Below are 12080 nucleotides of genomic sequence, written 5' to 3' on the forward strand. Positions count from 1 at the left end.
TTTCTCTTCATCAGCAGTATGATGTCTGTGTAATCTTATATACCTAAATGACCTATCTTAACTGCTTGCCTTTTGGCTATAGCTACCCAATATCCGTAAGCCATTCTTTGTCACGATGGTGCAGCGGTTTACTTATATTGCTACCTAACAATTATACATTGGATATTTCTATATAGGTCCATATTGTCAAGGGAACTCGTACCAAATCATTACTGGTAACGCACGCCTTTTTAGGCTACTATTGATGTAACAATAGGTTCAGACGTAATGCAGAACAATTACTTGTACAACTTCCTGTCGTACGGAATATTTAAAGAAATAAAAATGACTATCTTGTAATGATATTGTTATCTTTTGAGTGTATCCCTATTTAATCAGGGTTTTGGCACGAAAAAGGATGAATATCGTTTCTTGTTTTTCTTTCTCATTACGCTGCTCCTCTTTCTTTCTTTTTGCAATATATTCTTTGGGGAGTAGACCGAAATAATCAACAAAACACTTTGTAAAATAACTATGGTTGTTGAATCCTACTAAGTAGCATATTTCATTGATCTTGTATTCTTCTTGAATTAATAATTCTGCAGCCTTTTGGAGTCTTATAGCTTTTATATAATTATTGGGTGTCATTTCTGTTATTTCTTTGACCTTTTTAAATAGAACGCTTCTACTCATGCACATTTCCTTAGCTACATCATCCACTGTAAGGTCGTGTTTTGAAATACATTGGACAACAATGTCACTAAATTGTTTTAGGAAACAATCGTCAACATTGTTATCAGAAGGTTCTGATAGAGTAATGAACGAGTGTTTGCTAAAAAAAAGTTGTAGTAATTTTCTTTTTTCTAAAATATTTTTTATTCTTATTTTCAAATAATCAACATTAATTGGCTTCTCAATGAAGGCTTCGGCACCATTTTGAATACAATAGCTTTTAGTGTTAATGTCAGTATTATCTGCAAACATAATAATAGGTATATTGTATAAATTAGCATCTTTTTTTAACCGTTTACAGAGATTTATGCCATTCATTTTAGGTATCATAACTTCACAGATTATTATATCTGGTTTTTCCCCAATAGAGAGTATCTCCATAGCTTCTTCTCCATTAGATGCTGTGTAAATTTTGTACTCTTTTGAGAGTGCATCAGCTAAATATAATTGTAAATCTCTGTCATTATCTACAATTAGTATTCTATTGTGCTTTCTTAAATACGAATCTATCTCAGATTGATTTATATTCGCTACTGAAGGAGTGTCTAATGAGTTCAAATCTTGAATTCTTTCTAGTATTGTTTCATTTTCTATGCTTTTTTCGTAAATCGGTATACTAATGGTGAATGTAGTAAATTTGTTTACTTCACTTTCGATATTTATAGTCATATCCATTTTGTACAATAATAATTTTGATATTGTAAGCCCGAGTCCAAAGCCTGATACATTTACTCTATTGGTCTTATCATAGTGCCAAAAAGCATTAAATACATTCTTTATGTCGTCTTGTGAAATACCAATTCCATTATCATGTATAGTAATGATAATATTATTTTTATAGATCTTTGCTCTGACCTCTATAAGGTTGTTGGTAAATCTTAATGCATTTGAAAGCAAATGGTTCATAATTTTATTCCATGCATCTATGTTAAGGTTGGCGACTACATTTTTTTTGATTTCATCAATGAACACGATATCCACGTCAAGAAAAGAATTGTTTGCTTTAAAGGTGTTAACAATCTGGCTTGTTAAATCTATTATGGGTGTAGGATAAATATTTACTTCTGCATTTATTTTTTTTAAGTCAAGAATTTCATCTGCAAGATTAGAAAGTTTTTTAGAACTATTTTGGATGATAGAAATTTTTTGTGCTATATTTTCTGGTAAATTTTCGATACTAGCAATTTCATTTATTGGATTATTTATCAACATGATAGGAGTTCGAATCTCTTGTGCTAGATTGAAAAAAAAACTGTAGCTCAGTTTCAATGCGAGTCTTTTCCCTAACATATTTAATTTTCGCTATTCTATTTTTCTTTTTTTGAACGTGGTGCATGATTGAGTAAGTGATAATACCGAATACTAGAGCCATACATATAAGAATATATATTATTATAGCTACTTTACTATTCCACCAATGCGGTTTTACTATAATATTCCAAGAAATAGGTGTCCCCCATACTCCATCATTATTAGAAGAACATACCCAAAATGTATATTTGCCACAGGGAAGATCTGAGAAGGTAACGTGATTATTTTTCCAGTTGGTCTCAATCCAATTACTATGATAACCTTCCAGATAATATTTGTATTTGTTATTTATTGGTGAGTGATAGCTTAGACTAGCAAATTTGATGGTGAATGGATTGTGCCATTTGTATAAGATTGTACTGTCTGTATGTTTATAAAGAGTATTTGATGTATGGATAAATATAGTGTTAGGTTTTACAGTATTGCTTTTAAGTCTATCTGGAGTGACGATATTGAACCCATTATTTGAACCGAGATAAATTTTACCATCTGATGCAACTATTCCTGAATTAGGATTGAAAAGATTTGTATTTAATCCATCATATTTACCCAAAATGTTACATTTTGCGATAGATGGATTATAACAGAGTAGACCTTCATTGGTACTGAGCCAAAGATTGTCTTTATAGCTTATAATATTATAAATGGATAGATGTTCCATCTCAATATTTGAACATTTCTCTTTTGTTATGGATTCTGTTGGAATATGGTATTTTATTAGACCTTGCCCTGAGGTCCCAATAAAAAGGTAGTCCATATGTAGTGACATAGATGTAATTTCATTAGGTATTTTGATTCCATTGGAGCCTTTAGAAATGTGGGTAATATTGTGGGTAGTAGGAGTGTATTTTAGTATTCCCTTATTAAGAGATGCGAACCAAATGCTCCCTTTTAAGTCTTCACATATAGCAATAATATCACTATTGTACCCTAACTCCTTTTCTTTTATAAATCCATGTTTTTTTGTCCATGTCCAAATTGCAGTTTTGGTACCAATCCATATTTTTCCAGATAAATCTTCATGTATAGAATATATACTTTCGTTTGTTATGCCGTCTTTTTCAAAATAGGGTATATGCTCGACATATTTTGTTTTATGGTTTATTCTATATAGGCCTTTAGAATAAGTACCAATCCAAAGGTATGTATCATTGCTCCAAATTGCGTGAATATTTAAATTAGGATTAGATTTATCAATTGTATATCGATGGCACTTGTCTTTGATCGGATTATATATAAATAATCCTCCATCATCTGTCCCGATGAATATATCACCATTTTTATCTTCATGAAATTTACTGATAATTCTTCCTCTTGCTGATTCAGTTGCGCAATGTCTAATAGTGAAGTTTGAACTATTGGGATTTGAATAGTTTATACCACCAAAATATGTAGTGATCCATAGCCCACCTTCATTGTCTTTTAGGATATCATAGACAAAGTCATCAGATAAACTACTGCTATTGTTTCGGTTGTAAGAAGTGGTAATGTATTTTTGCGTAGATGGATCAAACAATGTCAACCCTTGATCTGAACCAATGTATATCTTGTTAGGCTCGAACGCCTTAATTGTATGGATACGCCCCTGTAATATTGGTCGGCCCCTGTCCGTCAGATAATTTTTAAAACAGGATTCTTCGATAGAATAATGAAATATCCCACAGTCCCAACCACTAATCCAAAGATCTCCTTTCCAGTCTAAACACATAGTGAATGCATTTGTTTCAACCATACCATTTTTTTTATCTTTTATAAGAATTTTCTCGAAAGTATCGCTATCGTGATTGTATCTATGTAAATAACTCCCGGATGCGAGACACCAAATATTGCCTAATGAGTCAGATAATATCTTTGTTGAATAATCTGAATTAAGTCCAACATTCTGTGATTGTCTATAGTTTCTAAGTTCTTTATTATTTGGATTATATTTGAAGATACCATGTCCCAGTGACGCTGCCCATATTTTACCATGTGAATCCTCTGAGATTGATCTTATATGTGATTTTTCGATGTTTAATCCATTTATTTGTTGGAATTTATCCAAATCTTTGTTGAAAAGATATAATCCCTTTTCGGTGCCTATCCATAGTCGATTATTGCGGTCCTCGTATATGCAGTAGATTCCATTATTACCAATAGAATAAGGGTTATTGGAGTCTGTTCTCCAAGTTTTAAATGTATATGTATCATATGTTGTTAATCCATCATTGGTTCCAAACCACATTTGACCATTACTATCTTGAAATGTACAATAAACCGTGTTTGAATTTAAACCTGTTGAGATATCCATATGCTCAAACTTTAAATTTGTATCTATTGCAAATGTTGGTTTAGTGCACAAAATAAATACGGAAATCCAAAAGATAAATGTAAAAAAAACTATTGCTACTCATATTTGTATTAAATATAAATTTCGTCCAAATATATAAGAATAATCTTTATTGCACTAATCTAAATCTTTATAAAGCTATTAAAATACAATATTTGTATAAAAAAAGACGATTTTGTTAAAACAGGTGGTGTCAGTGCGGGTATATTTGCAGCGATATTCAAAACATTTATTAACCTTAAAAAATCACAGTATGAAGTTCTTAAAAAGCAAAATGTTGCTACTTATTGCCTTCTTATTGATTGGTATGGTTGTTTCTGCACAAAATTTAGTTACGGGTGTAGTAACAGATACGGGAGGAACGCCATTACCAGGTGTTAACATTATGTTACTAAATGGGCAATCAAACTATGGAGTTGTGACTAATTTAGATGGGCAGTTCAAAATTGATGTTCCTAACAATTCAACAATTGAGGTCTCGTATGTTGGATTTATTACACAAACGATCAAAGTAAAAGGTGGGCAAAGGCTCAAAATTCTTCTCCAAGAAGACGCACAAAGTCTTGATGAAGTTGTAGTAGTAGGTTACGGTACTCAGAAAAAAGAAACAGTTGTAGGTTCTATTTCTTCCGTAAAACCTGTCCAATTACAGGTTCCTGTCCGTTCACTAAGTCAATCTTTAGTTGGTAATGTAGCAGGTCTTGTTGCTCTTCAATCTTCGGGAGAGCCAGGTAAGGATGATGCTCAATTCTGGATTCGTGGTATAGCAACTTTCACAGGTGATCCTAATCCGCTCGTGCTTGTTGATGGTATAGAACGTCCGCTTGAGAATGTAGATCCACTTGAGATTGAATCTTTCTCTGTATTGAAAGACGCTTCTGCAACAGCAGTTTATGGTGTTCGTGGCGCTAATGGTGTAATTCTTATAAATACACGTCGTGGTTATGATGGTCCAGCTAAAATAGATGTTCGTTATGAACATGGTTTTTCTGCACCTAGTAAGCGTCTGTCTTTTGTAGATGCGGCGACTCGTTCAATGCTTTTCAATGAAGCTGTAGATGCTACTGCTGGTATTTCTTCTTCGTTTAAATATTCGGATGCCGAGATTAAGGCAATGCGTGATCAGACAGATCCAGAGGTATATCCAAATGTTGATTGGCAAGAGGTTTTGATGAAAGATTTAACAATGTCAGAGAAACTGAGTGTAAATATTTCTGGTGGTGGTAAATATGCACGCTATTTCACTGCGGTATCTTTCTATAATCAAGAGGGACAGTATCATATCAATCCGGGCTCTTATTCTTGGGTACCTTCTTCTATTGGGAGTTTTGGTGAAAATGTAAATTATAAGCGTTATAATTTCCGTTCAAATGTAGATATGGATATATCTCCCAAAACAACCGTTAGTTTTGGTATACAGGGAAATGTCTCCGAGAATACAGAGCCTGCTGAAGGTGGTTCCGCTTCTATTTATCGTGATATAATTAATGCAGCACCTAATGCTTTTCCTGTCATATTAAAGGATGGTAGATTGGCCGGCCGTGATGGTCTTAATAATCCATATAACATGTTAACTCAACGGGGTTACGTAAAAAATATCTCCAATGCTTTAAGGGCAAATTTAACTGTAGATCAGAATTTGGATTTTATCACAGAGGGCTTGACTGCAAAACTCACTTACGCTTATGACTATAGTACTGATGCTGCAGATACTCGTTCTCGTAGTATAAACTTTTTCGAACCAACAGGCCGTGATGAAAACGGTGACTTGTTAGCAACAGAATGGTATGCAAGTTCATATCAGGATTATCTTAATTATAGTCACTCAAGTTCGTCTACTCGTTCACAGTATGCAGAAGCTACTATCAACTATTCCCGTACATTCGGAAAACACGATGTTGGTGGACTAGTTATGGGATTTGTAAAGGACAATCGCTACATGATTCAAGGAATGGATTATATTACATCCTTACCTAAACGTAGTCTTGGTCTTGCAGGACGTGTTACGTATGGTTATGATAATCGTTATCTTTTAGAGGCAAATGTTGGTTTTAATGGTTCTGAAAACTTTGCTAAGGGTAATAGAATGGGTATATTCCCTGCAATTGCTTTGGGCTGGGTGGCTTCGGAGGAATCTTGGTTGGCTGGTAATGAAGTTTTAACATGGGCAAAGTTACGTGCGTCTATCGGACAGGTCGGTAATGATCAGATTCCTTCAACTCGTTTTATTTATCTTGCCACAATCAATGAATCTGCAGGTGGGTATAACAACCTCGGCCTTAATTATGACCAATACCAATCTGGAATCGGAGAAGGACGTATGGCAAACAGTGATGTTACTTGGGAGGTTGCGACAAAATACAATCTCGGTGTTGAGCTCGGTTTCTTTAATAATTTCCGCTTAAATGCAGATGTGTTCTATGAAAAACGTGAAAATATTTTCTTGTCACCTCAAACCTCTGAAGTTGCGGGTCTTCCAAACGGTTTTGATATTTATGCCAATATGGGTGAAATGGAAAATAAAGGTTTTGAAATTTCTGGAGAATATTCTAAACAAATTAATAAAGATCTATTTATTTCAGCAAGAGGTAACTTTACCTTTACCAGAAATACTGTCCTTAAAGACGGTAAATATTATGCGTATCCTTGGCAAGATTACAAGGGGGTTCGTTATGGTTTGACTTTGGGATATAAAGCTATGCACCTATTTTCTCAAGAAGAGTTGGATAACATGCCTGAATATTATGAGCAGTTCTCGATGGATAAGACACAGCTTCGCCCAGGTGATATTCGTTATGAAGACCTGAATGATGATGGTAAGATTACTGAAGCTGACAGAACTTGGATTGGTGATCCGTCAATGCCAGAGTTAGTTTATGGTTTTGGTGCATCTCTTAAATATAAAGGATTTGATTTTTCATTCCTGTTACAAGGAGCGGGTAATCGTTCTACTTATTTAACTGGAGGATGGTATTTTCAGCCATTCCAAGCAGACCGTAGTCCTAAGTACATGGGTAATGTCATGACTATGTTCCTTGATCGCTGGACAGAGGATAATCCAAATCCAAACGCCTTTTCACCTCGTTTGAGTTATGGTGCAAATGCAAACAACTACAAAACATCAACATGGTGGCAACGGGATGCAAGTTATCTGCGTATAAAAAATATTGAATTAGGATATACTCTTCCTGAAAATCTCACTAAAAAAATTCATGCAAAATCTATGCGTGTATATCTTCAGGGTGTGAATCTTCTTACAATAAGCAAATTCTACTCTGATTTTTGGGATCCAGAGACAAGTGCAGACTCTTATCCCATGCAGAAAACTATTTATCTTGGTTTGAATTTATCATTTTAACAGTAAATAAATATGAAAAAATATATACATATTGTATTAATGTTACTAGTATTTTCTTCTTGTTCTGATTATCTTGAACAGGACGCGGGCGAATTAAATACTATTGATAAAATCTTTGCTTCAGAAGTTGAAACAAAAAAATGGTATTCGCGCATGTATAGTGATGATTTTATGGTGCAAGAAATGCACTATAGCGGTCAAATACCATATTTTTGGTGTACTGACGAGGCTGCTTATGTTATGGAAAGTAATATTCGTAATATTTCTGAAGGCTTGATGTCGCCAGATAATTACTATGGTTATACAGGTTATAATTTATATTTCTTTGTGCGTTATTATCAAGCTATCCGTCATATTAATATCTTCTTGGAGAATCTTGATAGATGTGTTGAGATGGGGGAACTTGAACGTCGTACAAAATACGCAGAAGCAATTTTCATGCGTGCGTACTATCATTATCTCTTACTTCGTTTGTATGGTCCTATTCCAATAGAGGAAAGTAGTAGAACTGCAGATGAAATAGCTGCTTCCCAGGCACGTAAACCTTTTGCAGAGTGTGTTCGATGGATTAGTGAACAGATTGATTGGGCCTGCGAAAATGGTATGCCTAAAGAACGCAATGAGTCTATTGAATTAGGTCTTCCAACAATCGGGGCGGCTCGTGCTATTCAGTCACGTATGCATCTAATGGCTGCAAGTCCGTTATATAATGGCAACAGTGTATATAGTAATTGGAAAAATAATGATGGAACAGTTCTTATTTCAGCAGAGTATGATAAGGAACTTTGGAAAGTAGCAGCAGATGCGGCAAAAGATGTAATTGATAACTATGGATATAGTCTGAAAGAGCCTAATGCTGAATCTGGTGAACCTACTTTCGATGAGGTGGTTGAGAATATACGTACAATTACTACAACTTGGGGTAAAGATCAAAATCCTGAGTTAATATGGGGGCATCCGAATTCTATCCAGTGGTATGCAAGATGTGCAGTGCCTGCTCGTTGGTATGGTTGGAATGGTCGTTATTCACTGCCGTTAGGTATGATTAATGACTTCTTTATGGCAGACGGTTCAAAGGCTCGCCCATTGGATGAATGGTTTGAAAATAAAGAATTTTCTACTGAAGCCGCTAATGGTACCATTGCAAATACATTCCACATGTTTGTAAATCGTGAACCTCGCTTCTATGCTAACATTCACTTCCCTAATCAGCGTGTATCTTATGCGTACCCCAATGAAGAGGACTCGTATCAAGATGAGGACGGTTATGGTATAGTCGACTTTTGGTATAAAGGTGTTTCAGGCAATGGATCGACTCCTGGTGATAAAAATACAACCGGTTTTTCCGTTCGTAAAAACATTCCGCTTAATTACTGCTCAAATAAAGAAAAGGCTAAAGACACATGGAATTTAAATGTGCCATTCCCAATCATTCGTTTAGGTGAGGTGTATCTGAACTATGCAGAAGCACTTAATGAATATTACGGAGAATCTCAGCATAATGAGGTCTTGAAATATCTTAATGCTATTAGAAAACGTGCGGGTATTGCACCTTATGAGGGTAGTTATTCTCAGGAAGAGATGCGTGAAATGATACGCCATGAGAGAAAAATAGAGCTTTGTTATGAGTGTCAGCGTTTCTTTGATGTACGTCGTTGGTTTATTGCTCACGGACCGAATGGTGCTTTTAATCACAACGAGTATGGTCTTGATATGTCAAAAGGAGAAAACGCCACAGATAAAGAGTTCTTCTCTATGACAGAGGCAGCTATTAAGCGATTTGACATTAAACATTACCTTATGCCTATAAAAGCGTCTGAGTGTGAACTTAATCCAGAATTAGTACAAGCTCCATTCTATTAATAGAGAGTGTTCTATTGATTGTATGGAATTGAAACGATAAAAATACAGTCTTATTATGAAAAGATTTTTTTAAAATATTATTTTCGACTGCCCTCATTGGTGTGATGTTTGCTTGTGAGGCAGAGTTGTCGCCAATTACTATAAAACCGGATCCAGTATTTGATAAAACAGGTCTTTATACGGTGAATACCATATCGATTTACGACGAACAAGAGACAGTAGTTAACATTTCGAGAATTTACGGACTTTCAAAAGAGCTCGATTTAACCATTGGGGTAGATGAGACATTATTAACAGAATACAATAATCTTAATGGGACAAATTATCAGTTGATGCCAGCTGAGTATTATGACTTCCCATCTGCTATCAAGTTAAATAAAACGGATAAGGTAGTAGAATTACCCGTCGTGATTAAGCCAAAAGCTCTTGCGGCAAAAGGTATTTCTACTGCTAATAATTACGTACTCCCTCTTTCTTTGAATGCTTCATCTGTTGAGGTGGAGGATAAAGGGGATGCAGCACAGGTGTTGCTTATTCCTAATATTGTAAAACCAACATTTACAGTTAAAGTCCCTGAGGAGAATTTTTCATTGAGTTTTATCAGAGATGTTTTATTACCTCAGACAGTTGAAATCGAAGCAACTTCTAATTTTACTACAATAGATGCTAATATGGTGACTTATGAAGCATCTGCTACAGCAGTTGAAGTTTATAATGATGCCAACGATGTTGATTATAAACTACTCCCATCTGAATACTATAAGGTTAATACCGGAGTATTGGATCCTGAGACTATGAACTATAAAACAAGTATTACGTTCACTTGTGGGAAAATGGAAAGTGACGATATTTTCCTACTTCCTTTGGTTATGGCTTCAGATGTATATCAGATTCAACAAAAGGAGCCAATTTATGTGTTGGTTCAGTTGAATACACTTAAGATGTGGGTAACAGGTGCAGATCAGGTAGTGGTTAATAAATCGGGAAATGGAAAAATTTCAGTTGAAATGAATGCTCCTATTAGCAATGAACAGCCGGTAAAATTGACTGTAGATAATTCTCTGGTAGAATCTTACAATGCAGCAAACAATACTTCATTCATCCCATTCGATCCATCTAAAGTCAATGTATCGACAGAAGCGATTACTGCTGGTGAAAAGAAGGTCGATGTTTCTTATCAAGTCGATCTGACATCTATGCCTTTTGATGGAACCGACTCCTATTTGTTAGCGCTTGTGCTTGATGAATCAGAATTGTTTACGGGAACTAAAGTAGAAAGTGGCGTGATTTATATTCAGCCTTTTAGAACATTAGCAGGTGATTATGAAAAGGAAATTTGGGGTGAGGAAAAGAATAATAGAATTACAGCACCTGCAATCTATTTAGCAGGTGAGAATGGTTGGCCAGCTTCTCAGAATGAAAAGGCGCATAAATATTGTATTAATTACAACAATAAGTGGAGTGGAGGTGTGATTCATTTCAATATTCTTGATGAGTCTGTTGAGGGATATCCGGATAGAAAAAAACTTGGAGATTTTATAGACAGAGCAAATGAAAATTATGGCCGGGGTCATGATCAGGTTATAGATAATGGTTCTTGGGTTGATATGAAAACAGGTGTTGTACACTTTGATCTTAAGGTTGTGGATACTGCATACAAGGATGAAGGAGGTTTTCCAATTCAGTATAATTTTACTCCTAATTTTTAGATAATAGTTTAATATGTGAGAGTTTGGTGGCAATGCTGCCAACTCTTACATATTCTATACTATTTTATTTCATTTTTTAGTCATGCATACAAGCACTTGTTTATTAGTATTATGTACTGTCTTTTTCTCATGTTCAGATTCAAACAATTTTAGACAGGAACCAGATACAACCATTCCCTTGGAAGAAGATAAAACAAATCCTTCATTGATTGTGAATGGTGATATGGAAGATGATATTTCGATGGATTTATCAACAATAGCTGTGTCTGGAGTATGGAGTTACATTGGGGGGTGGAATGCAAAGGCAGCAATTGTAGAGCAAAAGGAGAATAGTGGTGTAAATAATTCCCGTTGCTTGGCCATTATTGCATTGGATGAGGACACTGATGTAATGTTTGCTCAAAAGGTGACCGGGTTAAAGTCTGGTGGCTATTATAAGGCATCAGCTAAAGTTAAAACTGATATGATAGTTGGTGGTATGGGAGCTAATCTCTGTCTTGATTATCTTTGGGCCCCTACTTCTGGAGCGCTTACAGGTTCGCACTCTAAATGGCAAGACTTGGTATTAGAAATAGATGATGTTCCAGAAAATGGAGAGATAATTCTATGTTTAAGATTAGGTAATACTGCAGCAGCTTCTAGAGGACTTGCCTATTTTGATGATGTTGTTTTAAAAGAGAATCAAGATCTATATATTCGTACAAGCAAACATTTTCGTTTAGTTGTTTCTCAGGACTTAGTGCCCATATCTGATCAATTGATTGATGAATGGCTTGCCAATATGGATGATGTATATGAT

6 protein-coding genes are annotated in these 12080 nt (G+C 35.1%); 4 read left to right on the top strand and 2 right to left on the bottom strand.

What is annotated here, in order from left to right; all coding sequences use genetic code 11:
* Nucleotides 1-366: 366 nt before the first annotated feature.
* Together HMPREF9007_RS0124640 and HMPREF9007_RS0124645 are read right to left on the bottom strand one after the other, a co-directional pair.
* Nucleotides 367-1923 (bottom strand): response regulator, encoded by a 1557-nt coding sequence (locus tag HMPREF9007_RS0124640; RefSeq protein ID WP_032850120.1) that lies wholly within the window; start codon nt 1921-1923, stop codon nt 367-369.
* Nucleotides 1910-4312: a two-component regulator propeller domain-containing protein gene (locus HMPREF9007_RS0124645; protein ID WP_032850121.1), complete on the bottom strand. Its 2403-nt coding sequence runs from the start codon at nt 4310-4312 to the stop codon at nt 1910-1912. The genes HMPREF9007_RS0124640 and HMPREF9007_RS0124645 overlap by 14 nt, the downstream gene beginning before the upstream one ends.
* Before the next feature lie 292 nt (nt 4313-4604).
* Here HMPREF9007_RS0124645 and HMPREF9007_RS20510 point away from each other — a divergent pair, with 292 nt between their 5' ends.
* From HMPREF9007_RS20510 to HMPREF9007_RS27020, 4 genes are all read left to right on the top strand, one after another.
* Entirely contained in the window at nt 4605-7709 is a 3105-nt protein-coding gene (locus HMPREF9007_RS20510; RefSeq protein ID WP_009039229.1) for a TonB-dependent receptor, read from the top strand.
* A 12-nt stretch (nt 7710-7721) separates the two neighbouring features.
* The gene (locus HMPREF9007_RS20505) at nt 7722-9572 is read left to right on the top strand and encodes a RagB/SusD family nutrient uptake outer membrane protein (RefSeq protein WP_008760223.1); all 1851 of its coding nucleotides are present in this window, start codon (nt 7722-7724) and stop codon (nt 9570-9572) included.
* Nucleotides 9573-9676: 104 nt separating this feature from the next.
* A complete protein-coding gene (locus tag HMPREF9007_RS20500; RefSeq protein ID WP_128567785.1) occupies nt 9677-11281 on the top strand; it encodes a DUF1735 domain-containing protein in 1605 nt (534 codons plus the stop codon).
* Nucleotides 11282-11459: 178 nt separating this feature from the next.
* Nucleotides 11460-12080: hypothetical protein (locus tag HMPREF9007_RS27020; protein ID WP_008760225.1), on the top strand; the 621-nt coding region annotated here is incomplete at its 3' end.

The sequence above is a fragment of the Bacteroides sp. 1_1_14 genome (assembly GCF_000162515.1).
Lineage (GTDB): Bacteria > Bacteroidota > Bacteroidia > Bacteroidales > Bacteroidaceae > Bacteroides > Bacteroides thetaiotaomicron.

What these genes read in the sequence shown, in the direction of transcription:
- HMPREF9007_RS0124640 (WP_032850120.1), bottom strand. Translation starts at nt 1,923, where the DNA reads ATGTTGATAAATAATCCAATAAATGAAATTGCTAGTATCGAAAATTTA.
- HMPREF9007_RS0124645 (WP_032850121.1), bottom strand. Translation starts at nt 4,312, where the DNA reads ATGGATATCTCAACAGGTTTAAATTCAAACACGGTTTATTGTACATTT.
- HMPREF9007_RS20510 (WP_009039229.1), top strand. Translation starts at nt 4,605, where the DNA reads ATGAAGTTCTTAAAAAGCAAAATGTTGCTACTTATTGCCTTCTTATTG.
- HMPREF9007_RS20505 (WP_008760223.1), top strand. Translation starts at nt 7,722, where the DNA reads ATGAAAAAATATATACATATTGTATTAATGTTACTAGTATTTTCTTCT.
- HMPREF9007_RS20500 (WP_128567785.1), top strand. Translation starts at nt 9,677, where the DNA reads ATGTTTGCTTGTGAGGCAGAGTTGTCGCCAATTACTATAAAACCGGAT.